The sequence below is a fragment of the Pseudomonas prosekii genome (assembly GCF_900105155.1).
Lineage (GTDB): Bacteria > Pseudomonadota > Gammaproteobacteria > Pseudomonadales > Pseudomonadaceae > Aquipseudomonas > Aquipseudomonas prosekii.
The window spans coordinates 3917099-3940135 of record NZ_LT629762.1; the positions used below are offsets into that span (position 1 = coordinate 3917099).

The window sequence follows — 23037 nt, forward strand, 5'->3', positions numbered from 1 at the left end:
CGGGGCGAAACGGCGGCTCAACTCAGCTGAAATCTCCCGGTATTGGCGCTTAACGCCTTGCTGCCCTGGCTCAACGTGTCGGCGGCGAGGTTCACGGCGCGTGCGCCTTCGAGCAATCTCACCGCAGCCTGATCGACTTGTTGAATGTTGCCGCTGACTTCGTCGGCGGTGCTGGCCTGTTCTTCGACGGCGGTGGCGATTTGCGCGAGGGTGTCGGTGACGCTTTGCACAGCGCTGGCGATTTCGCCCAGGCGTTCGCCGAGGCCGGTGACGGCTTCCGCATCGGACTGCGCCTGGCCGCACGCCGCTTCCATCAAACTGACTGCTTCGTTGACCGTGTTGCGCAGGCTGTCGACCGTGCCGGCGATTTGCGCGGTGGACGATTGCGTGCGCTGGGACAAACTGCGCACTTCGTCGGCGACCACCGCAAAGCCGCGACCTTGTTCACCGGCGCGCGCCGCTTCGATGGCGGCGTTGAGCGCCAGCAGGTTGGTCTGCTCGGCGACGCCACGAATGGTGTCGACCACCAATTGAATCTGTTGCCCTTGCTCACTGACTCGGCCCAACGCGGCGGCGGTGTCGTTGAGGCGCTGATTGAGCTGCTGAATGCTTGCCGTCGTGCGTTGGCTGTCGCGGCTGCTGTCGGCGGCGATGCGTTGCGTATGCTGCGCGCTGCCGGACGCCTGTTCGCAACTGTGGGCGACGCCTTGCGAGGTCGCGGCCAATTGCGTGGCAGCGGCGGCGATCTGGCTGATCTGAATCTGTTGCGCCTCGACTTCGCCGAGGGCGCCGCTGGAATGATCGTTGAGCGTGCGCACCGCGTTGCTCAGTTGCAGCGTCTCGTGATCGACGCCGAGCAAACTGTTGCGCAGTTGCACCACGGCAACGTTGAGCGCGGTGCTGATCGCCGCCAATTCATCGCGTCCCTGCACCGGCACTTGCACGCTCAAATTGCCGTCACGCAGCGCTTCGGCGAGCACGGTGATGCCGCTGGCGCTGCGGCGGATCGACGCTTGCAGACACACAAACAGATACAGCGCCGCCAGCAGCAGGCAACCGAGCACGCTCGCAACAAGGATGAATTGGCGGATCGCCGAGTTGTGGTAGTAATCCAGGCGTTGATCCAGCGACGTCAGCGATTGTTGACGCAGCGACGCGAGGTCGCCGAGCAGCGAATCGAGATTGCGCTCGAAGTCTTCAGGTTTGAGGTTGATGCTGCCGCCGAACACGCCGTCATCGAGCACTTTGAGGCTGGCATCCAGATGTTGCAGGCTGTCGTGATATTGCCCGGCCCAGGTTTGCAGCGCGCTCGGCAATCGCGCTTCGAGCAGGCCAGCAGTTTTCACCAGTTGCTCGCGGGCGTCACCGATGCGGCCACGCAAATCGCGCAATTGCAGACGGCTTTGCAAAGTGAATTGCCCCGACACCACCGACGCCTGGCCGACGGCGGCGAGGCGGCCGACGCGTTCAATCAGGTCCGGCGCATGCTGGGTCGAGATCTGCGTGAGCAAATAGGTTTCCAGCCACGGCGCCAGCGTCAGGCGATTGTCCAGGGCGATCTGTTCGCGCAACGCTTGCAGGGCGCTCAGGGCATTAGTGAAACGATCGTAACCGTCCGGCCACCAGCCGACGCTGCTGAGGCTTTTCGAGTCGAGGCCATTCAGCGCGGTTTGCAGGGCTTGAAAACGCGCCAGCGTTTGCGCTTCGGCGCCTTCATTATTCAGCGCGTTGCCCAGGTCGGTGGTGGCTTGGGCGACGGCAGGCTGCACTGCATCGAACGCGCCCATCGCGGCGATGGTCGCCGGGGTTGGCTGACGATTGGTTTCGGTGGCGCGCCAACGAGCGGCGCGATCACGTTGCGCGGCGAGCAGGTTGTCCAGCGCATCCAGCGCAAGCAGTTGCCGAACGCCAGCACGTTCGCCGGAAATAAGCTGCAGTTTGTCCCGATAATCCAGGCCGATCATCCACAAGCTGCCGGCCAGCGGCAGGATGAACAGCAGAAACAGCAACTGAAATTTGCGCGCGAAGCCAAAACGCCCCAGCAGCCCGATCCCCGGTGATAAAAAAGCCTGCATGCCCCATGACTCCTGTGAGCACCACGCACCATTGGCGTGCGCCGAGGTCGTTGCGACCGCGACTTGTGCCCTTTTAAAAGGCCTCGAAAGTTCACCCTCGCCAGCTCTGTAGGCCGGCTCTGTAGCGAAACTTCCCATTCTCGACTGCCTTTGTAAGGCGGCCGCGTTGAAGCGGAGAAGCAAGGCAAGATTCAGACCATGGCGTTGCGCTATCACCCGCTGATCGACGAAAGTGCAAGTCGTTAGCTCGCTAAGGGGATGGCGCTGCTGCACTTAAAAATGGCACATTGGCGAACCTGCCCGCGTGCACCCATCTGCTGTATGGAAACTCTCATGGCTCTCACCAACGTCCAAGCCGGTGCTACGCCGGCACCTGCGACACCGCAAAGCAGCCCGCTGGTCATGCGCATCATCGGCGCGGTGGCGCTGGCGCATTTGATCAACGACCTGATTCAGTCAGTGCTGCCATCGATTTACCCGATGCTCAAAGCCAACTATGGCCTGACCTTTACCCAGGTCGGTTTGATCACCCTGACGTTCCAGCTGACAGCGTCGCTGCTGCAGCCGTGGGTCGGTTATCACACTGATCGACATCCGAAACCGTGGCTGCTGCCGGCCGGTACGGTGTGCACGCTGATAGGTATTTTGATGATGTCGGTGGTCGGCAGTTTCCCGATGATTCTGCTGGCGGCGGGGCTGATCGGCATTGGTTCGTCGACCTTTCACCCGGAAGCCTCCCGCGTGGCGCGACTGGCTTCGGGCGGCCGCTACGGTTTGGCGCAATCGACGTTTCAGGTCGGCGGCAATGCCGGTTCGGCGTTTGGTCCTTTGCTGGCGGCGGCGATCATTATTCCGTTCGGCCAGGGCCATGTGGCGTGGTTCGGACTGTTCGCGGTGTTTGCGCTGTTTGTGCTCTATCGCATCAGCCGCTGGTACGCCAATCACCTGAACCTGTTCAAGCTCAAACAGGGCCAGGCTGCAACGCACGGCTTGTCGAAAAATCGGGTGATCAGCGCGTTGGTGGTGCTCGGTTTGCTGGTGTTCTCCAAGTATTTCTACATGGCGAGTTTCACCAGTTATTTCACCTTTTACCTGATCGAGAAATTCGACCTGTCGGTGGCCAGTTCGCAACTGCACCTGTTTCTGTTTTTGGGCGCGGTGGCGGCGGGGACGTTCTTCGGCGGGCCGATTGGCGACAAGATCGGGCGTAAAGCGGTGATCTGGTTTTCGATTCTCGGCGTTGCGCCGTTCACGCTGATTCTGCCGCACGTCGATCTGTTCTGGACCAGCATCCTCAGCGTGGTCATTGGCTTCATCCTCGCCTCGGCGTTCTCGGCGATTGTGGTGTACGCGCAGGAATTGGTGCCGGGCAATGTCGGAATGATCGCCGGGGTATTCTTCGGTTTGATGTTTGGTTTCGGCGGGATTGGCGCGGCGTTGCTGGGGCACCTGGCGGATGTTCACGGGATCGAATACGTGTACTTCCTGTGCTCGTTCCTGCCGCTGTTCGGGGTGCTGGCGATCTTCCTGCCGCGTACCAAAAAGGCCTGATGCATCGCCAGGCTTCAATGATATTGGCAGGGCTGCGCGACGCAGCTCCTGCGTTTTTTTCTAGTGTTTTCAATCAATTAGAGTCATGAATTAGATTGTAGAAGGTTCTTTTTGATTGCCAATGACACAATTTGTCATATATAGTTTTAAGTGTCATGCGTGCTGCGGTGTCAATTGTCACCCATCTGGTGGGCGCCGCACCGGTGACACATTCCAAGGTGACTTCTAAGGACGGATATGGCCAAGACATTGGCGTTACTAAAAGGGCAGAGCACAGGCTGGCACCTGCGCAGAAGCACGGCCAGCGGCTCGTCAGCTGCGGGGCTTGCTCGCAAAAATTGGCTTCTGCTGGACGATACCAAGTCGATGGCAGGCATCAACATCTATACCAGCTCTGTCGAGTCGTTGATTGACCGGATCGGGTTGAGCGGCTGATGGATATCCTGCATTTTCAAGAGATCGTCGGGATCTCTCCCTATATCGTTCTGTTTCTTATCGTCGGCGCTACCGCCGCCGGTTTTATCGATTCGATCTGTGGTGGCGGAGGGCTGATATCGGTTCCTGTGCTATTGCTTGCCGGTTTCAGCCCTGCCCAGGCTATTGCGGCCAATAAACTTCAAGGAACATTGGGTGGGCTTGCCTCTACCCACTATTACTTGAATAAAAATATTATCGAATGGACGGTCTTGCGCAAGATGACTATTGGCTCCGTCATCGGCGGGGCGTTCGGTACGTTGATCGTTAATTTCGTGGGCAACGGTTTTATGGAGACAGCGCTCCCCATCATGTTGGTCGGCATGGCGTTCTATTTCGCATTTTCGCCGAGTGTCAGTGATGTTGGCGGCAAAGCGATAATGCCGATCAGCATGTTGGGGGCCTCTGTCATACCCTGTATTGGCATATACGACGGCTTCTTTGGTCCCGGAGCCGGAACGTTTTACTTGATGGCCCTGGTGTCACTGGGCGGTATGGCGATGACACAGGCCGTCGCTTATTCGAGGGTATTGAATCTTTTCAGTAATGCCATTTCGCTGATGATTTTTATTGCCTTGGGGAAGATGGTCTGGGCCGCGGGTTTGGCAATGTCTCTGGGCGAGGTCATCGGTGTTTATCTGGGCTCGCACCTGGTACATAAAAACGGCGTCAAACTCGTCAAGCCGTTAGTGGTCGTGGCCTGCATTGGCATGGCAATAAAATCTATCTACAGTTGATCTCAAATGCACAATAGAAGTTTTCTACGCTGTGAGAATGTTACCCAGGATACGGCTTCGGTCAGGACCTTCGGGTTACGCGTACTATCTGGATGAACTGTTGGCGATTGCACTGTCGAGTCCATGGTTCGAACTCAGGATCTTTCTGACGCAAGCGAAGTTCATTAGTGAATCGCGAATCTTTTCTTCAGGCCGGCCGGCAGTTGCAGGGTCAAGCTGCGGGAGGGCACTGTTCGAAGTGACGGTGATTTCGCCCTGACACCCAGAGAACGGGAGAGCGGTTTTATTCTCACGTGTTGCTCTTACCCGACGAGCGAGAGCATCTGCATAGAACTTTGAGGCCGCGCCTGTCTCGCGACTTGTGGCCAATCAAATGACACAAAAAAGCCGCGCATCAAGCGCGGCTTTTTCTTGCACGGGTGAACGCCGTCAAACCTTCGCGGGGTTTTGCTTCTCCGGATCGATGCCATACAGCGCAATCGCCTCGGCGACTTTTTCCCTTGGCAAGGTGCCTTCGTCGGCCAACGCTTTCAACGCGGCGACCGCGATGAAGTGGCGATCAACTTCGAAGAATTTACGCAACGATTCGCGCGTGTCCGACTGGCCGAAACCATCGGTGCCCAATGCGACGAAGCGCCGTTTTGGCACGAATGGGCGGATCTGATCGGCGAAGATCTTCATGTAATCCGTCGCCACCACCACCGGCCCTTGCTTGTCCTGCAGGCAGCTTTCGACGTAGCTGACACGTTGCGTGTCTGCCGGGTGCAGCAGATTCCAGCGCTCGACATCCTGACCTTCGCGGCGCAATTCGGTCAGGCTGGTGACGCTCCACACGTCGCTGGTGACGCCGAAGTCGGCTTCCAGCAACTGTGCGGCGGCGTTGACTTCGAGCAGGATCGAACCGCAACCCATCAACTGCACATGCTTGCCTTCGCTCGGCGACGCGCTGGCCGAGAGCGTATACATGCCTTTGAGAATGCCTTCCTCGGCACCTTCGGGCATGTTCGGGTGGGCGTAGTTTTCGTTGAGCAGGGTGATGTAGTAATAGATGTCTTCGTTGTCGACATACATGCGGCGCATGCCGTCCTGGATGATCACGGCCAATTCGTAGGCGTAGGTCGGATCGTAGGAAACGCAGCACGGCACGGTCGATGACAACACGTGGCTGTGGCCATCGTCGTGTTGCAGGCCTTCGCCCATCAGCGTGGTGCGGCCGGACGTTGCGCCGAGCAAAAAGCCTCTGGCGCGCGCATCGCCAGCGGCCCAGGCGAGATCGCCGATGCGCTGGAAACCGAACATCGAATAGAAAATGTAGAACGGCACCATCGTCACGCCGTGGTTGCTGTACGACGTGCTGGCGGCGATCCACGAAGAAACCGCCCCGGATTCGTTGAGGCCTTCCTGCATGATCTGGCCGTCACGGGCCTCTTTGTAGTAGCTCAGTTGGCCAGCATCCTGCGGCGTATACAGTTGGCCGACGTGGGAATGAATGCCGATCTGGCGGAACAGGCTTTCCATGCCGAAAGTACGCGATTCATCCGGCACAATCGGCACGATCACCTTGCCGATATTCGGGTCCTTGAGCAGCGTGCCGAGGATGCGCACGAACGCCATGGTGGTGGAAATTTCGCGGGTGCCGGTGCCTTTGAGTTGCGTGTCCATGACCGACAACGGCGGGATCTGCAGCGGCTCGGAAACACTCACCCGAGCAGGAATGTAACCGCCCAATTGTGCGCGCCGGGCTTGCAGATAACGCGCTTCGACGCTGTCCTCGGCGGGCTTGAGGTAAGGCATGTCGGCCAATTGATCGTCAGTGATTTCCAGCGAGAAACGGTCGCGGAAGGCACGGATCGCGTCTTCACCCATCTTCTTCAATTGGTGATTGATGTTCTGTCCTTCGCCCGCTTCACCCATACCGAAACCTTTGACGGTTTTCGCGAGGATGACGCTCGGCCCGCCGGTGTGGCGCATGGCGGCGGCGTAGGCGTTGTAGACTTTTTCCGGGTCGTGACCGCCGCGCGAGAGCTTCCAGATTTCGTCGTCGGTAAGGTCGCTGACCAGCTCCAGCAGTTCGGGGTATTTGCCGAAGAAGTGTTCGCGAACGTAAGCGCCGTTCTGCGATTTGTAGTTCTGATATTCGCCGTCCACGCATTCCATCATGCGTTGGCGCAGCAAGCCGCTTTTGTCCTTCTCCAGCAAAGCATCCCAGCCACCGCCCCAGATGACTTTGATCACGTTCCAGCCAGCCGCGCGGTACAGGCTTTCGAATTCCTGAATGACTTTGGCGTTGCCGCGCACCGGGCCGTCGAGGCGCTGCAAGTTGCAGTTGACGACGAAGATGATGTTGTCGAGTTTCTCGCGGCCGGCAAGGGAAATCGCCGCCAGTGATTCCGGTTGATCCATCTCGCCATCGCCGAGGAACGCCCAGACTTTGCGTCCCTGATGTTCCTTCAAGCCTCGGTCTTCGAGGTAGCGCATGAAGCGCGCCTGGTACGCGGCGGTGATTGGCCCCAGGCCCATGGACACAGTGGGGAATTGCCAGAAGTCCGGCATCAGCCGTGGGTGCGGGTAGGACGACACACCATCGCGGTCGGTCTCGCGGCGGAAGTTGTCCAGTTGTTCTTCGCTCAGACGCCCTTCGAGGTAGGCGCGGCCATAGATGCCCGGCGAGGAGTGGCCCTGGATGTACACCATGTCGCCGCCGAACTGCTCGGTACGGCCACGGAAAAAGTGTTCGAAACCGACGTCATACAGGACCGCAGCCGAGGCGTAGGAGGCGATGTGCCCGCCGACGTTCGAATGCTTGCCGGCGCGCAGCACCATGGCCAGCGCATTCCAACGGATGTAGGCGTTGATGCGCCGTTCCACTGCCAGATCGCCGGGGTAGGGTTGCTGGCGGTCCACTGCCACGGTGTTGACGTAGGGCGTGGTCACGCGCCCGTAGAAATCGCCGTGTTGGGCGACATCGAAGTCCAACAACTGGTCGATCAGGTAATGGGCTCGAGGGCGGCCTTCGACGCTCAGAACCGATTCGATGGATTCGAGCCATTCGCGAGTTTCTTGTGGATCCTCGTCGCGAAACATTGATTGTTGTGCCATCGTCGTCTCCTTGAAAGTGCAGCGGCAGCACCGGTTTATCGGTACCTGGCGAAGGGGATTGTCAGGCGCCAATCCCTTGGAATGCGTGTAGTTGCAATTGCAACCAGTTGCGGAATTTATCGTGCTGCGCGTTACAATTGCAACTAAATCGATTTCATTGGAAGGGTGCAGCATGTCTTCAAGCGAGCCGGATACCTGGTTCAGATTCGTCAGGGCGCATCGCTGTCTGATCCGCGAAATCGAACGTCGTCTGGCCGCCGCCGGGCTCCCGGCCTACGCTTGGTACGACGCGCTGTGGGGGCTGGAAAGCGGTCCCAATGGCACGCGCCGCATGAATGAGCTGGCCGATGTCATGGCCATCGAACGCTACAACCTCACTCGTCTGATCGATCGTCTGGAGGCCGAAGGCCTGGTCGAGCGCAGCCGTGCCAGCGACGACGGGCGTGGCGCGTATGCCGCGATCACCGAAAGCGGCAAAGTGCTGCGCAAGAAGATGTGGCTGATCTACGAAGGCGCGGTCGATGAGTTGTTTCTGGCGCAATTCGATGAACAGCAACAACGCTTTTTCAGTGATGCGCTGGAGCGCGCAGCGACGGCCGCGCGCAACAGTTCCAAACCGGCGTAAGCGCTGGGTTCATTGCAATTGATAACGCTGCATTGCTTGCTCGACATACACCTGCGGGACTTTGTCGTCCTCGGCCAGGGCGCGCAGGGCCAGGGTGACAATCCAGCGTTTATCCACGGTCTGGCCCGGGGTCGGTTCGGCTGGCATTGAGGCGGTCGAGTCGGCGCCGAGTGCAACGAAACGCGCGTTAATGTGCGCGCCGATCTGATCGACCACGTGCTGCGCATAACCGGTCACCGCAATCACTGGGGAATTCCCGGCGTTCAGGCATTCGCGCAGATGCGAAGAGCGCCGGGGCACGTCCGGATGCACGCGACTCCAGCGTTGCGCGCTATCGGCATCCCGCGCCAGGCGCGTGTAGCTGGGGCAACTCCACAATTCGCTGGCCACGCCCCAATCCTCGCGCAGCATCTGCGCGGCAGAAATCACTGAACGCAAGGCCAGTCCGGCGCCAAGCAGGCGCACTTTCGGCTGCTCGGCGTTGCCCACGGTTTCGCTGATTTTGTACATGCCTTTGAAGGCCTGGTGTGCGCTGTGGTTGCTCATCGGCCCGGTGAAATCGTTGGGCTCATCGTGCAGCGCCATGTAATAAAACCCGTCGCTGCCCTCGACATACAGACTCTGCAACGCGGCAATCGCAATCGCCCGGGCTTCGGCGCCGCTGGCCGGGTCGAACGGCAGACATTGCGGGTTGGCCGCGAGCCACAGCGGCACCCACGGGTGCGCGCCTTTGGGCCAGGCGCTGGACAGTGTTTCGATGTCATTGCAGACAATCCCGCGTTGCGCCGCTTCGCTCGATAACGCGCACAGTTCGGCCGACGTCGCCGAGCTGGTCAGGTACAACAAGGGTTTTTCGCTGGCGCAGGCTTGTGGGCTGAAGCGCAGCGGCCAGGCGCTGATGCGGGTGTGGGTATGGGTCTGGTCAGGGCTGCTTTCGACGCCCGGTGGCTGGTTGGATCGGACCACCCAGACGTTCTTTGAAGTCTGCGGATCGCGTTCCAGACGGTCAGCGATATCGATCATGGTGTAGAGCGGCGAAGCGCATTGCGCGTGGGATTGATCGGCGAGGGCCTGGATTTTTTCGATGCAGGCCTGGGCTGCCAGGCCGGTCTCGCGGGTGGTGTTGAAGCTGGAAAAACCGATCATATTTCAACTCGCTCCGTGCGTTCCGTCGTCCTTGCACCATACTGCACGCCTCAATATGATTGCAAATGCAATGACATTCAACGCCGCCAAACGGAGTTTTGTCCGATGAATACGTCTTACCCACTCACGCTCTACACCGCCGATACGCCCAATGGGCAGAAGATCAGTATTTTCCTCAAAGAGGCCGGCATCGACTGCGAACAGGTGAAATTCAATCTGTCCGAAGGGCGCCAGCATTCGCCGGAATACCTGCAGATCAACCCGAACGGCAAAATCCCGGCAATCGTTGATCATGAAGCCGGAGTGTCGGTTTTTGAATCGGCGGCCATCCTCGGTTATCTGTCGCAGAAGTTCGATTGCCTGCAGCCAAAATCCGCCGCAGAGCAGCTTGTCGTGCAGCAATGGCTGTACTTTCAGGTCGGCGCCATTGGCCCGATGCTGGGCCAGTTGTGGTGGTTTTTACACGGCACTACATCGGCGAATGAGCAGGCGATCACGCGCTATCGCAACGAGGCGTTGCGCATCTATGGCGTGGTCGACAAGCAATTGGCGAAAAGCACCTATCTGGCCTCGGACAACTATTCGATTGCCGACATCGCAGCGTTTCCCTGGTTGCGCACCCACGAAGAGCTCGCGCTGGATATCTCATCGTTCAGCCACGTCAACCGCTGGTTGCAGGCCATCGAGTCGCGACCGGCCGTGCAGGCCGGGCTGGCTGACTCGCGGGAAACGCGCGCAAGTTAACGTCCTACATTCAACACGAGCCTGATGTCCGAGAGCCGCGTTATCCCGTCGGGAAAGGGCGGCTCTGTTATTTGAAGTATTTACACAATCAATTAGCGTATGCTTTTATTCGATTAATGATCAGCCCGAAGTTAATACGTTCAGTGTGCAACCATGCTATTGCGGCGATCCCGCTTGAACGCAATTAGGTAGTGATCATTTATCTTTACTACAAGAAGGACTCTTGGGTTGGATATCGAAACATAATCGATGCCAAACGGGGATTCAAGAATCTGAATACTATAAGAAAACAGGATTTCTGATGAGTACTCGATTATTAAATTGCGACGTTATGGCCAAGCACGAGTCTGAGCCGGATTACCAATTGCGTTGTGCCTTTGAAAAGCACTTGCAGTCTCTCAATGGTTGTCACTATGCGTATTTTGTTACGCATAAAGGCCTGGACGTCAAACCGCGAATCATTTCCAACTACCCTGAGCGTTGGCTCAGGGCTTATAGAGCTGCCAACTATCATTTGATCGACCCGGTGATCAATCACGGGCTGAAATGCGTGGCGCCGTTCTCCTGGCGAGAAGCGCTCGAGGCCAAGGAGTCAGCCCAGAGCGATGATGTATTCGCCTTGTCGCAGAAGTACCAGATCTCGATGGGCTACACCTTCAACCTGCATGACTCCAACGGGTTGTTCGCCGCGCTGAGCATTTGCAACACCGAGCGCCGCGTCGATTTCGAGCAAGTCATGAAGCAGCGCGCGGCAGAAATCCAGATGACCCTGATCCAGTTTCACAACAGCCTGACCGCCACTTTTGCGCCGAACGAGCTGTTTCCCGCGTCGGCGGATACCAGCCTGTCGGACCGCGAAATGGGCGTACTCAAGTGGGTGGTGATGGGCAAGGCTTATCGAGAGATCGCAGCGATGCACGCGATTTCCGTGCGCACCGTGAAGTTTCACATGTCCAACGTGGTTCACAAACTTCAGGTGCGCAACGCCAAGCAGGCAGTCTACAAGGCCGTCAGCCTGGGCCTGGTCTGACCGGCAGGCCGCTTACCTGGGCGCCGCTGGCTGGCAATTGATGTCCACCACCGCGCTCAGCGGCTGGCCGTTCTTCGCCTCGATCGCCTCGACGAGGCGCTGATCGTTTTCGCGCGAAACCGGCATATTCAGCAGCAGCACCTTCTCACCTGGCGAGGCTTCGCCGCTGTCGAGAATTTCGTAGTGCCAGCCGGCCTTGCGCACGATGCGCGACATGGCCTGACTGACCACCGTGATGATCGATTCCAGACCGGCGCGGGCGGCGTAGGTGTGCATCGCCAGCAAGAGCATTTCAGTCAGGCCCAGTTGCCCCAGTCCCAATGCACGGGAGCGCGTCTTGTCGACGAAAAATCGGCTGGACTCGGCGATCCGGCAATTCTTCGGCAAGTTGTGCCCGAAGAAACTGCGGAACGGGCCTTCGACCATATACGGGTAAACGGTGTTGATCAGGCGCAGGCTGGCGAGTGAAACGCCTGAGCAGGTGCCGACAAGATAAGTCGAATGCGCATTATCGTATTCATCGACTTCATGCCCGCCGCAAATATTGACTCGCCAGTTAAGCCGGTCGGCGAATACTTCTTTTCTTAATCCATACAAGTTTCCCAATAACTCCGGGGAAGCTTGCGAGTGCTCGACGTTATAAAAACTTACTTTATTCATAATTGTTATTGTCCATCCCTGGAAGAAAAGGCGGTCGCGATTTTTATCCCGCGCGCGGGGAGGATGAAGTGAAGTGCCGGGAAAATCAACTGTACCTAGATACAGTTACCAAGGTTCATTGGTCAGTTGCTCGGTTAAATGCTCAATCGTTGTTGATTCGCACCAAGGTACAGTTGTCGGTTGTATTGGCAGCGTCAAGTATAGGCGGGCGATATCCAACGGCTGGTCATTCAACTCTTACAGGAATAACAATATGAGTGTCGTGAGCACGCGTCTGAAAACCAAAGAAGACATCACGCAACACGAAATATCTGCCTTGAAGACCCGGTTCAATCTTGCAGATGCCCATACGCACCAGGATCAGAGCCTCACCCAACAAAAGATCGTCGATAGCCTGCCTGAGTTGTGGTATCGCGCTCAGGGGCAGACTCAGTACAAGAGCGAACAGGAATTCATCAAGGCCTTCTTTACCTTTCACGGCCAGGAACATGCGCTCAAGCGCCATGACGAGATTTACCTGGTGTACGCCGCGTCGGTGGCCATGCACATCACCGCGACTTACCTGCGCAAGCGCGACATGAGCGTCGGCCTGATCGAACCGTGTTTCGATAACCTGCATGACTTGCTCAAGCACATGGAAGTGCCGTTGTCGCCACTGGACGAATCGCTCTTTCAGTCACCCCGCGATGTCTATGCCAACCTGCAAACGGCGGCGGCCAAGGTCGATGCGATATTCCTCGTTGATCCCAACAACCCGACCGGTTCGAGCATGTTCGCCAATGGCGCGCAGACGTTCATGGAAGTGGCGCGTTACTGCCGGGACCATGGCAAGTTGCTGATTCTGGATTTCTGCTTTGCCGCGTTCATCAAGACTGCGGGCGGTAACCGCATTGACGCGTATGCCATTCTCGATGAGATCGGCACCCAATACATCATCATGGAAGACACCGGTAAAACCTGGCCGCTGCAAGACACCAAGTGCGCCACGATCATGTCCAGCCGCGCGCTTAATGCGGACATTTACAGCATCGTCACCAGCGTCCTGCTGAATGTGTCGCCGTTCATCCTCAATGTCGTGACGCAGTACATCAACGACAGCAGCGACGACGACTTCGAGTCTGTGCGCTCGGTCCTCGATATCAATCGCGAGGCTGCGCAAAAGCACCTGCACGGCAACTTTCTCAAGTACCTGACGCCCATGATCGAGACCAGCGTGGCGTGGTTTGAAATCCTGCGTGACGGTGTATCGGCCGACGATCTGCAAGCCTATCTGATGAACTACGACGTCTACGTCCTGCCCGGCAAGTACTTCTTCTGGAGCAAACCGCAGACCGGGCAGAAGTACATTCGCCTGGCGCTGGCGCGCAAACCCGAAGAGTTCAAGTTGGCAGTCGAGACCATTGCCGTGGCGCTGGAGAATTATCATGAGTGAGGCCAGTGTGCCGATTATCGATGCCACGGTTTTCATGGGCATGCATCACAGTGATCCAGACATTCATGCGAAATCACTGGGTTTCTTCAAGCAGTTTTACCAACGCCAGGCGCTGATGAGCTTCGGCCAGATTGGTATCTGTGACGCGATCATCTGGAAAAAGAGCCGCGAGTTGCAGGATCTGTATTACCCGTTCATGGATGTTCTGCACACGGAAATGAACATCCAGCGTCAGGGTTACTGCAATAAGGTGCTGCGCCGCGCCTGCCTGGAAGCGGATTGGGCGCATTTGAACGTCGAGCAAAAACTGCTCGCCGCGCAAGTCGTCGAACATCGCCAGCCGCTGTATACCCACGACCAGGCGTTGCATCAACTGACTGCGCTGAAGCCATTCCTGCAGTCTTTCCCGCAATGGACTTCCGGCGCGGCATTCCCACCCTCGTTGCAGGCACTCTTCGAGCAATCTCGGGACATGCTGATCGAGCAAGAGGACTTCCGAAATGTCAGCTAAGAGTATTTTCGTTCCGCTTATCACACCACTCGATGAGCACTCGCGCATCTGTGAGTCGAGCGTGCGCCAGTTGTTGCAGTGTTCACATCCGTACGTGGACGGCTACATTCCGTGCCTGACTTCCGGTGAAGGCTGGCGACTGGAGCGGCGGGACTGGTTGCGCATGCTCGAACTTACGCTGGCGCATGCCCAGGACAAAACGGTGATCGCCGGGATCGAGCGCGCCACTACCGCCGAAGTTCTTGAATACGCACTGTTGGCGCAAGAGGCGGGGGCGCACGCCATCATGTTTACCTCGCCGTTTGCGCCGGGCACCACCCAAGAGCAGATCATCGAGCACTATCGTGAAGTTCATGATTCGACTTCGCTCGACCTCTACATCTATAACGAGTCGGCGCTGTCCGGTAATGAAAAAACCTTCGAGACCTTACTTGCCATTGGCGAACTGCCACGGGTGATCGGGATCAAGGATTCGCCTTCCGAGCCGCGCACGCAAAGAGAAATCGAGCGGCTGCGCGCTGAAGGTCTGGATTACTTCATTGGTTGGGAAATGCTCCTGGCGCGGGATTTGGAGTCTGACGGCAATGTTGTTTCGTTGGCCAATCTGGAGCCGGCGCTGTGCCGGTTGGCGATCAGTGCGCGGCAACAGTCGGTGGGCGAAATGATCGAGACACTCAATGGCTATTTCGACTTGGGCGCCGATGACTGGTACGCCCAAGTCAAGAAAGAACTCAAGGCCCGAGGTGTGATCAGCACAGACAAAGTGTTCGCAGAAAAGGGGTCGGCATAATGAGCGATCTGCAGAAAGAACTGTTCCTGGCCAATCGCGCCTGCATCAAGAAACTTGAACCGCTGAATAGCCGGATTGCTGCGTTCGAACATGACTGGATCTATTCCACTATCGAAAAGACGCGCACGGCGGATGCACCAACCGATCTTGCCGGATTACGTCAGCGCCTGGCCGCGCTGGTTGAAGAAGATCGCAGCGAAGTTCCGCCGAGCGCAGTGTATGTGGCTGAGCAGATGACGCGGGACGAGTTCAAGATTCTCGTTCAGGAGTTTGCCCTGGACGGACTGACCGAGGCGCAGGTGTTTTATCACTTGATGCCCCGACTTAGCCTGGCGGCGCAAATGCCGGTGTTGCGGATGATGATCGACGAGTTCGGCTCCGGCAATCTCAAGCGCTCGCACACCACGCTGTATGTCGACTTGCTCAAAGAACTGGAAATGCCGGTCGACCTGGAGTTTTACATCGACGCCAACTCCTCGGCGGGTTACTCGTTTCCCAACATGTTTTGCTGGTTGGCGATGCGCGCCGATGATCCGTCGTACTTCGCCGGGGTGATTACGTACTTCGAGACGGTCGTGCCGTTCTTCTTCGAGTGTTACACCGCGATTTGCGAGCGATTGCAGATCAAGGCGCACACCTATTATTCGGAGCACGTACACATCGATGTATTCCACGCGATAGAAGGCCAGCGCTTGCTCAAAGCGATGGACGTCACCGGTGATCTGGATCCGGTAAAAGCCTGGAACGGCATTTGTATGGGGCGCGATATCACTAACGCTGCATTTGATGCCGCCGTGGCAAAGGCGCAACGTCAAAAGCACTTCGATAAGGAGCGAATGATTGAACGAGCCTTCTGAATTTGATCATTCCGGCACTTTCACCGTCACCGTCGACAATCAGCAATACCAAGTGCCGCACGCCTGTCCGCACCGGGATGGCTGGTTAGTCCACGGCACGATCAATGAGCAGCGCAAAAGCATTACCTGCCCGTTGCACTTCTCGGTGTTCAGTCTGGAAACCGGTGAGCAACTAAGCGGCCCGCCGTGCGGCCGTCTCGATGTGAAGCGCATGGCTTAAGGCTCTTCATTGCGGCTGCTTGACGGCACTTATCTGCGCCCATAAAAAATCCCCGTATCAATTAATGATCACGGGGATTTTTTTGGTTTATCGCGATTCGTGGAAAACCACGTCCTGCTTTAAACGTTGAAGCGGAAGTGCATCACGTCGCCGTCCTTGACGATGTAATCCTTGCCTTCCAGACGCCATTTGCCTGCTTCTTTGGCACCGGCTTCGCCCTTGTACTGGATGAAGTCGTCGTAGGCGATGACTTCAGCGCGGATGAAGCCTTTTTCGAAGTCGGTGTGGATCACGCCAGCGGCTTGTGGTGCGGTGGCACCGACGCGGACGGTCCAGGCGCGGACTTCTTCGACGCCGGCGGTGAAGTAGGTCTGCAAGTGCAGCATCTCGTAGCCGGCGCGGATCACGCGGTTCAGGCCAGGTTCTTCGAGGCCCAGGGCTTCGAGGAACATGTCTTTCTCTTCGCCGTCTTCCAGTTCGGCGATTTCGGCTTCGATCTTGTTGCAGACCGGAACCACCATGGCGCCTTCTTCTTCGGCGATGGCTTTGACGATGTCCAGCAGCGGGTTGTTCTCGAAACCGTCTTCAGCGACGTTGGCGATGTACATGACCGGCTTGGTGGTCAGCAGGTGGAAACCGCGAATCACCGCTTTGTCGTCGGCGCCCATGGTTTTCATCAGCGTGCGCGCTGGTTTGCCGAGGGTGAAGTGCGCGATCAGTTGCTCGAGCAGGGCTTTCTGGACTACGGCGTCCTTGTCACCACCCTTGGCGTTGCGCGCGACTTTCTGCAGTTGCTTCTCGCAGCTGTCGAGGTCGGCGAAGATCAATTCCAGGTCGATGATTTCGATGTCGCGTTTCGGGTCGACGCTGTTGGAGACGTGAATCACGTTCTCGTCTTCGAAGCAGCGGACCACGTGGGCGATGGCATCGGTTTCGCGGATGTTGGCGAGGAACTTGTTGCCCAGGCCTTCACCTTTCGAGGCGCCAGCAACGAGGCCGGCGATGTCGACGAATTCCATGGTGGTCGGCAGGATGCGCTTTGGATTGACGATGGCTGCCAAAGCTTCCAGACGCGCATCCGGCATCGGCACGATCCCGGTGTTCGGCTCGATGGTGCAGAAGGGGAAGTTCTCGGCCGCGATCCCGGATTTGGTCAGGGCGTTGAACAGAGTGGACTTGCCGACGTTAGGCAGGCCGACGATGCCGCAATTGAATCCCATGGTGTATCCCCTCGGATTAGAGTCAGGCCTTCTGGCTGTGCAGGTTTTTCATCGCGCGGTTCCATTCCCCGGCGAGGATATCCGGCAGCACGCCGAGGGCAAAGTCGATGCTGGCATCGAGTTTTTCCTGTTCGGCGCGTGGCGCTCGACCCAGGACGAAATTTGAAACCATACTGGCAACGCCCGGGTGGCCAATGCCAAGCCGCAAGCGGTGAAAGGTATTCTGATTGCCCAGTTGCGCAATGATGTCGCGCAACCCGTTGTGACCGCCATGGCCGCCGCCCTGTTTGAGCTTGGCAACGCCCGGAGGCAAGTCGAGTTCGTCATGCGCCACGAGGATTTCTTCAGGCGTAATGCGGAAGAAATTAGCGAGTGCCGCGACGGCCTGGCCGCTGCGGTTCATGTACGTGGTGGGAATCAGCAGACGAACATCCTGACCCTGATGCGAGTAGCGCCCGGTCAGGCCGAAATATTTACGATCCGCCACAAGGTTTACGCCTTGCGCGTTCGCGATGCGCTCAACAAAAAGGGCCCCTGCGTTATGCCGGGTCTGTTCGTATTCAGCGCCTGGATTTCCCAGGCCAACGATCAGTTTTATGGCAGTCACGATAGGGGCCCTTCCTTGGAGTGGTGGATAACATCGCCGCAATCAGGGAGTGCGGCGAAAGTGGACGACAAGTGCTCATTTACCATTATGTAAACTCCGCGTTTTCGCCCGCTTTCTCGCTACGTACTAGTCCGCGATGTTACCGGTCACTCCGGCGAACAGAGTGAAATTACTCTGCTGCGCCTTCTTCTGCTGCTTCGTCTTCTTCTGGAGCAACACGTGGAGCGTGAACGTTGGCTACTGCCTTGTCGTCACCGTGTGCCAGAGCAACAAACTCAACGCCTTTAGGGGCTTTGAGGTCGGACATGTGGATGATGTCGCCGATTTCGGCCTTGGACAGGTCGACTTCGATGAACTCAGGCAGGTCCTTCGGCAGGCAGCTAACTTCGATTTCCGAAGTCACGTGCGAAACTTCGCCGCCTTTCTTGATCGGAGCTTCTTCGCCGATGAAGTGTACAGGCACGATAGCGGTCAGCTTCTGACCAGCTACAACGCGTACGAAGTCAGCGTGCAGTACGTGGCCTTTAGCCGGGTGACGCTGCAGAGCCTTGATGATGACGTTCTGCTTTTTGCCGCCGATGTTCAGCTCGATGATGTGGCTGTAAGCCGCGTCGTTTTCGAGCAGTTTGGCAACTTCTTTAGCCAGCATGCTGATGGATTCAGGGGCTTTTTCGCCACCGTAAACTACAGCAGGTACCAGGCTTGCGAGACGACGCAGGCGGCGGCTCGCACCTTTCCCCAGGTCGGAACGCACTTCAGCATTCAGAGTAAAATCGTTCATGTTGTATCTCCAAAATAACCACATTCGCCCCAGCGGTTGCGACCAGCGCTAAAGGCGATATGGGCAAAAAAGCCCCGCCCCGACAGGAATGCCGGGGCGGGGCGCTTTTCGTCAACGAGACATTCGAGAAGGGCAGGGCCCTTAACGGAACATCGCGCTGATCGATTCTTCATTGCTGATGCGGCGAACCGCCTCGGCAACTACCGGCGCGATATCCAGTTGACGGATACGCGAGCAGGCTTGAGCAGCAGCGGACAACGGGATGGTGTTAGTCACCACCAGTTCGTCCAGCATGGAATTTTCGATGTTTTCGATCGCCCGACCGGACAGCACAGGGTGCGTGCAGTAAGCGAAAACCTTGGCAGCGCCATGCTCTTTCAGGGCCTTGGCCGCGTGGCACAGAGTGCCGGCGGTATCGACCATGTCATCGACCAGAATACAGGTACGCCCTTCGACATCACCGATGATATGCATCACTTCAGAGTGATTGGCTTTCTCACGGCGTTTGTCGATGATCCCGAGATCCACGCCCAGGGATTTGGCAACGGCACGTGCACGCACGACGCCACCAATGTCCGGAGAGACGATCATCAGGTTTTCGAAGCGCTGATCTTCAATGTCATCCACCAATACCGGGGAGCCGTAGATGTTATCTACCGGAATATCGAAGAAACCCTGGATTTGGTCAGCATGCAAATCAACCGTGAGCACACGATCGATGCCGACTACGGTAAGCATGTCAGCGACGACTTTCGCGCTGATAGCCACACGTGCGGAACGCGGACGGCGATCCTGACGGGCATAACCAAAGTAAGGAATAACAGCAGTGATACGAGTAGCCGAGGAGCGGCGGAAGGCGTCAGCCATCACTACCAGTTCCATCAGGTTATCGTTGGTCGGAGCGCAAGTCGGCTGAATAATGAAGACATCTTTACCGCGGACGTTTTCATTGATCTCGGCAGTAATTTCGCCGTCGGAAAACTTGCCGACAGAGATGTCACCGAGAGGGATATGCAGCTGACGTACAACACGCCGAGCCAGATCGGGGTTAGCGTTCCCCGTAAAGACCATCATCTTGGACACGCGCAGTACCTGAAGGCTGAGGGTAACCTGGATGAGTATAGGAAAATGGCAGGGGCGGCTGGATTCGAACCAACGCATGGCAGGATCAAAACCTGCTGCCTTACCGCTTGGCGACGCCCCTGTATCTGTTGCAACGATTACCCAGTAATCGGTTCTTTTAGAGCAGACTTTGAAGCTTGCGATGCAACATCGAAATGTTGCTTCCCTTTGCTACAAACCCTGTAAGGGTCTCTGTCAGAAGGGCCGAGACTTTATCAGCTTCAGCTTTGCTTGGGAAGCCCCCAAACACACAACTTCCAGTTCCGGTAAGTTTTGCTTCGGTAAATTTACCTAACAAATTCAATGCGTTACGTACCTCTGGATAACGCCTTGCTACTACCGGCAAGCAGTCATTTCGACTGTTTCCCTTGGGAACGGGGCGCACTTTAATGGCAGAAGAGTTACGTGTCAACAACGGATCGGAAAAAATTTCTGCTGTACTTACAGATACTTGCGGCACCAGCACGAGATACCAAGGTTCTTCGGGCTCTACGGGGGTGAGTTTCTCGCCGACGCCCTCGGCAAAAGCTGCGTGCCCACGGACGAAAACCGGCACGTCGGCGCCCAGGGTCAAACCCAGCGTGGCCAGGCGATCTTCATCCCAGCCCAGTTGCCACAGGTGATTAAGCCCGAGCAAAGTGGTCGCCGCGTTGGAACTGCCGCCGCCGATCCCGCCACCCATCGGCAAGACTTTGTCGATCCAGATGTCGATGCCGAGCGTACAAGCGGACTGCGCCTGAAGTTGTTTCGCGGCGCGCACGATCAGGTTGCTGTCGTGAGGAACGCCGTCGAATTCAGTGTGCAAACGGATCACGCCGTCATCGCGCACGGCAAAAGTGATTTCATCGCCGTAATCGAGAAACTGAAAAATCGTCTGCAACTCGTGATAACCGTCTTCACGGCGCCCGAGAATGTGCAGCATCAAGTTGAGTTTGGCCGGGGAGGGCAAGGTCAAACGCGCAGCAGTCATGTTCACTGCCCCAGTTTGCGTGGTTGCCATTCCTTGATCACCAGCGTGACATCAAGGTCGGTGCCGTGCAGTTTGATCCGCTCGGGCAACCAGTAGCCGTTTTGCTCGGCGTAACTGAGGTATTCGACTTTCCAGCCATCCTGTTCGAGGTTGGCCAGGCGGCTGTCAGTGTCCAGCGTCAGGCGGCTTTTGGTGTCCGGCGCCGGGAGCCCGCGAACCCACCAGGCCAGGTTGGACACCGGCAATTTCCAGCCCAGTTGCTCTTCGAGCAAGGCTTCCGGGGTCGGCGCTTCGTAGCGACCCTGATTGGCGACTTCCAGCGATACCTTGCCCGGGCGACCGGTCAGGCGAGCGGCGCCGCGACCCAGCGGGCCGGACAGTCGAATGTCGTAGTAATCCTGACGCTGCAGCCAGAACAACGTGCCGCTGCCCGAATCCTTCGGTGCGCGAATGCCGATCTTGCCGTTGATTTGCCAGCCGTCGAGGCTGGTCATCTGCTGTTTGTAAACGTTCCATTGGGCCGGGTTGCCGTGGCCCTGGACGGATTCACGAGCGCCGAAACCCGCGCAACCGGCGAGCAGGGCAATAAAACTGAAAACAATAACGTGGCGCAAAAACATAATCTTAAAGAGTCTCTGATCCGGTCAAGCGCTTGATGGTGCCGCGCAGGGTAGGGCTGTCGGGTTGATCCTTGAGGAACTTGCCCCAGATCTGTTTGGCTTCGCGTTGTTTGCCGTTGGCCCACAGGACTTCGCCGAGGTGAGCAGCGACTTCCTGATCGGGGAAGCGCTCCAGCGCCTGGCGCAGCAAACGTTCGGCTTCGTCGAGATTGCCGAGGCGGAAATTCACCCAGCCAAGACTGTCGAGGACCGCCGGGTCTTCCGGATTGATCTGGTGCGCCTGTTCGATCAGCACTTTGGCTTCTTCGTAACGGGTAGTGCGGTCGGACAAGGTGTAGCCGAGGGCGTTCAGCGCCATCGCATTGTCTGGATCGCGCTTGATGATCAGGCGCAGGTCTTTTTCCATTTGCCCGAGATCATTGCGTTTTTCCGCAAGCATCGCGCGGGTGTAAAGCAGATTCAGATCGTCCGGGTATTGCTGCAAGGCTTTCTGCAACACGCCCCAGGCTCGGTCGCCCTGTTTGTTGGCGGACAGGGTTTCGGCTTCGATCAGGTACAGCTGAATCGCGTAATCGGGCTGCTCATCGCGTTCGGTGGCGAGTTTTTTCTGCGCTTCGGCGGTCTTGCCGTTGTTCATCAGGATATCGGCCTGACGCAATTGCGCCGGCAGATAATCGTTGCCGGGGCCGACCTGGGCGTACTCGAGCAGTGCGCCTTGCGGGTCGTTGCGCTCTTCAGCGATGCGGCCGAGGTTCAAATGCGCCGAATCGACGTGGCTTTCGCGAGCGATCAAATCTTCGAGGTAGCCTTTGGCCTCTTCCCAGGCCTTGGCTTCCAGGCACACCAGCGCCAGTGAATAACGCAACTCGTCGTCTTCCGGGTATTGCTGAACCAGGCTGGAGAACTCGACTTTGGCGTCGTCCATGCGGTCCTGCTCGACCAGCATGCGCGCGTAAGTCAGGCGCAGGCGTTTGTCGTCCGGGTACTTCTTGATGCTTTTTTGCAGCAGCGGCAGTGCTTCGTCGCCACGATTGAGCGTTTGCAGCAAACGCGCGCGCAGCAGGATCGGGGCAATTTCGCCGTCGTCCGGCGGGTTGTCTTCGAGCAGGGCCAGCGCGCCTTTGGCGTCGCCGTCCTGTTGCATGAGCAAAGCCTTGCCGAAAATCAGTTGGCTGTTCTTCGGATGACGCTGCAGCAAACGGTCAAAACTTTTCATCAAACCGTTGCGCGTGTCCTGGTCGGTATCGGCCGCAGACAAGGCGAGGAAGTCGAAATGGGTGTCGCCCTTGCCCAGCAGGACTTTCTCCATATACACCATGGAGTCGTCATAACGCCCGGCACGCGCCAGTTGCACGGCGGCGGCGCGTTGCGCTTCGAGGTCGTCCGGGGCGTTTTTGGCCCAGATCAGTGCGGTATCCAGAGCAGCCTGATCGGCGCCCAGGTACTCGGCGATCCGGAAGGCCCGCTCGGAAATGCCCGGATCCTGCGTGTTGATGGCCTGGGTCACGTAGTTGTCCAGCGCAATGTCGAAACGATTGCGCTGGCCTGCCAGTTCGGCGCTCAACAGGCTGAACACGGTTTCTTCACTGAAGGAACCGTAGACCTTGGGCTTTTCAGGGGCCGGAGTGCTGTCTTCGACCGGCGGCGTACCGTCCGACGAAACGGGTGCCATGGCCTGGCAGCCGCTGAGGAACACAAGGGCAAGGAGCAACGCGGAAGATCTATTCATATAAGAGAAGGACGACTAACCTGCGGTCGGAGCATCA

Annotated in this window: 23 protein-coding genes and 1 tRNA gene; 12 read left to right on the plus strand and 12 right to left on the minus strand. The window is 57.5% G+C overall.

Features of this window, described 5'->3' with window-relative positions; translation table 11 throughout:
* Positions 1 to 17 precede the first annotated feature (17 nt).
* Complete coding sequence (locus BLU01_RS17870; RefSeq protein WP_092278021.1) at positions 18 to 2075, minus strand: methyl-accepting chemotaxis protein; 2058 nt, start codon at positions 2073 to 2075, stop codon at positions 18 to 20.
* A gap of 333 nt (positions 2076 to 2408) precedes the next feature.
* Between BLU01_RS17870 and BLU01_RS17875 the strand changes: the two genes are divergently transcribed.
* The 4 genes from BLU01_RS17875 to BLU01_RS28030 all read left to right on the plus strand — a co-directional run bounded on the left by BLU01_RS17875 (position 2409) and on the right by BLU01_RS28030 (position 5176).
* On the plus strand, positions 2409 to 3626 hold the full coding sequence (locus tag BLU01_RS17875; protein WP_092278023.1) for an MFS transporter: 1218 nt from the start codon (positions 2409 to 2411) through the stop codon (positions 3624 to 3626).
* Positions 3627 to 3863: 237 nt separating this feature from the next.
* Positions 3864 to 4061 (plus strand): hypothetical protein, encoded by a 198-nt coding sequence (locus BLU01_RS17880; protein WP_092278025.1) that lies wholly within the window; start codon positions 3864 to 3866, stop codon positions 4059 to 4061.
* A complete protein-coding gene (locus BLU01_RS17885) occupies positions 4061 to 4837 on the plus strand; it encodes a TSUP family transporter (RefSeq protein ID WP_092278027.1) in 777 nt (258 codons plus the stop codon). Before BLU01_RS17880 ends, BLU01_RS17885 begins: the two co-directional genes overlap by 1 nt.
* Before the next feature lie 216 nt (positions 4838 to 5053).
* Positions 5054 to 5176 carry a hypothetical protein gene (locus tag BLU01_RS28030; protein WP_231987171.1) on the plus strand — a complete coding sequence of 41 codons (123 nt, stop codon included), beginning with the start codon at positions 5054 to 5056 and terminating at the stop codon, positions 5174 to 5176.
* A gap of 90 nt (positions 5177 to 5266) precedes the next feature.
* Here BLU01_RS28030 and aceE read toward each other — a convergent pair whose 3' ends face one another.
* On the minus strand, positions 5267 to 7936 hold the full coding sequence (aceE, locus tag BLU01_RS17895) for a pyruvate dehydrogenase (acetyl-transferring), homodimeric type (protein ID WP_092278029.1): 2670 nt from the start codon (positions 7934 to 7936) through the stop codon (positions 5267 to 5269).
* A 172-nt stretch (positions 7937 to 8108) separates the two neighbouring features.
* Here aceE and BLU01_RS17900 point away from each other — a divergent pair, with 172 nt between their 5' ends.
* Positions 8109 to 8561, plus strand: coding sequence for a MarR family winged helix-turn-helix transcriptional regulator (locus BLU01_RS17900; protein WP_092278031.1), 453 nt, complete (start codon positions 8109 to 8111; stop codon positions 8559 to 8561).
* 9 nt (positions 8562 to 8570) lie between these two features.
* On the opposite strand, the gene BLU01_RS17905 is transcribed toward BLU01_RS17900, so the two are convergent.
* Positions 8571 to 9707 (minus strand): transketolase-like TK C-terminal-containing protein, encoded by a 1137-nt coding sequence (locus BLU01_RS17905; protein WP_092278033.1) that lies wholly within the window; start codon positions 9705 to 9707, stop codon positions 8571 to 8573.
* A gap of 105 nt (positions 9708 to 9812) precedes the next feature.
* On the opposite strand from BLU01_RS17905, the gene BLU01_RS17910 reads away from it, so the two are divergent.
* Together BLU01_RS17910 and BLU01_RS17915 are read left to right on the plus strand one after the other, a co-directional pair.
* Positions 9813 to 10451, plus strand: coding sequence for a glutathione S-transferase family protein (locus BLU01_RS17910; protein WP_092278035.1), 639 nt, complete (start codon positions 9813 to 9815; stop codon positions 10449 to 10451).
* Between the two features lie 301 nt (positions 10452 to 10752).
* On the plus strand, positions 10753 to 11481 hold the full coding sequence (locus tag BLU01_RS17915) for a helix-turn-helix transcriptional regulator (RefSeq protein WP_231987093.1): 729 nt from the start codon (positions 10753 to 10755) through the stop codon (positions 11479 to 11481).
* Positions 11482 to 11493: 12 nt separating this feature from the next.
* Here the strand turns inward: BLU01_RS17915 and BLU01_RS17920 are convergent, their stop codons facing one another.
* The gene (locus tag BLU01_RS17920) at positions 11494 to 12141 is read right to left on the minus strand and encodes an acyl-homoserine-lactone synthase (RefSeq protein WP_092278039.1); all 648 of its coding nucleotides are present in this window, start codon (positions 12139 to 12141) and stop codon (positions 11494 to 11496) included.
* A 253-nt stretch (positions 12142 to 12394) separates the two neighbouring features.
* On the opposite strand from BLU01_RS17920, the gene BLU01_RS17925 reads away from it, so the two are divergent.
* The 5 genes from BLU01_RS17925 to BLU01_RS17945 are packed head-to-tail and all read left to right on the plus strand — an operon-like array spanning position 12395 to position 15951.
* Positions 12395 to 13573, plus strand: a complete 1179-nt coding sequence (locus BLU01_RS17925; protein ID WP_092278041.1) for a pyridoxal phosphate-dependent aminotransferase — start codon at positions 12395 to 12397, stop codon at positions 13571 to 13573.
* Positions 13566 to 14084, plus strand: coding sequence for a DUF6190 family protein (locus tag BLU01_RS17930; protein ID WP_092278043.1), 519 nt, complete (start codon positions 13566 to 13568; stop codon positions 14082 to 14084). The genes BLU01_RS17925 and BLU01_RS17930 overlap by 8 nt, the downstream gene beginning before the upstream one ends.
* Entirely contained in the window at positions 14074 to 14874 is an 801-nt protein-coding gene (locus tag BLU01_RS17935) for a dihydrodipicolinate synthase family protein (RefSeq protein WP_092278045.1), read from the plus strand. The genes BLU01_RS17930 and BLU01_RS17935 overlap by 11 nt, the downstream gene beginning before the upstream one ends.
* Complete coding sequence (locus BLU01_RS17940) at positions 14874 to 15731, plus strand: iron-containing redox enzyme family protein (protein WP_092278047.1); 858 nt, start codon at positions 14874 to 14876, stop codon at positions 15729 to 15731. The genes BLU01_RS17935 and BLU01_RS17940 overlap by 1 nt, the downstream gene beginning before the upstream one ends.
* Positions 15715 to 15951 (plus strand): Rieske (2Fe-2S) protein, encoded by a 237-nt coding sequence (locus tag BLU01_RS17945; RefSeq protein ID WP_092278049.1) that lies wholly within the window; start codon positions 15715 to 15717, stop codon positions 15949 to 15951. The genes BLU01_RS17940 and BLU01_RS17945 overlap by 17 nt, the downstream gene beginning before the upstream one ends.
* Positions 15952 to 16070: 119 nt before the next feature.
* On the opposite strand, the gene ychF is transcribed toward BLU01_RS17945, so the two are convergent.
* The 8 genes from ychF to BLU01_RS17985 form a co-directional block, all read right to left on the minus strand.
* Positions 16071 to 17171, minus strand: a complete 1101-nt coding sequence (ychF, locus tag BLU01_RS17950; protein ID WP_092278051.1) for a redox-regulated ATPase YchF — start codon at positions 17169 to 17171, stop codon at positions 16071 to 16073.
* A 22-nt stretch (positions 17172 to 17193) separates the two neighbouring features.
* On the minus strand, positions 17194 to 17778 hold the full coding sequence (gene pth / locus BLU01_RS17955; protein WP_092278053.1) for an aminoacyl-tRNA hydrolase: 585 nt from the start codon (positions 17776 to 17778) through the stop codon (positions 17194 to 17196).
* Between the two features lie 169 nt (positions 17779 to 17947).
* Entirely contained in the window at positions 17948 to 18559 is a 612-nt protein-coding gene (locus tag BLU01_RS17960) for a 50S ribosomal protein L25/general stress protein Ctc (RefSeq protein ID WP_092278055.1), read from the minus strand.
* A gap of 141 nt (positions 18560 to 18700) precedes the next feature.
* A complete protein-coding gene (locus BLU01_RS17965) occupies positions 18701 to 19642 on the minus strand; it encodes a ribose-phosphate pyrophosphokinase (RefSeq protein ID WP_003208392.1) in 942 nt (313 codons plus the stop codon).
* Between the two features lie 46 nt (positions 19643 to 19688).
* Positions 19689 to 19763, minus strand: a tRNA-Gln gene (locus BLU01_RS17970).
* A gap of 36 nt (positions 19764 to 19799) precedes the next feature.
* The gene (gene ispE / locus BLU01_RS17975; protein ID WP_092278057.1) at positions 19800 to 20651 is read right to left on the minus strand and encodes a 4-(cytidine 5'-diphospho)-2-C-methyl-D-erythritol kinase; all 852 of its coding nucleotides are present in this window, start codon (positions 20649 to 20651) and stop codon (positions 19800 to 19802) included.
* Positions 20652 to 20653: 2 nt separating this feature from the next.
* Positions 20654 to 21271, minus strand: a complete 618-nt coding sequence (gene lolB, locus BLU01_RS17980) for a lipoprotein insertase outer membrane protein LolB (RefSeq protein WP_092278059.1) — start codon at positions 21269 to 21271, stop codon at positions 20654 to 20656.
* Positions 21272 to 21275: 4 nt separating this feature from the next.
* Positions 21276 to 23000: a tetratricopeptide repeat protein gene (locus tag BLU01_RS17985; protein WP_092278061.1), complete on the minus strand. Its 1725-nt coding sequence runs from the start codon at positions 22998 to 23000 to the stop codon at positions 21276 to 21278.
* Between the last annotated feature and the right edge of the window lie 37 nt (positions 23001 to 23037).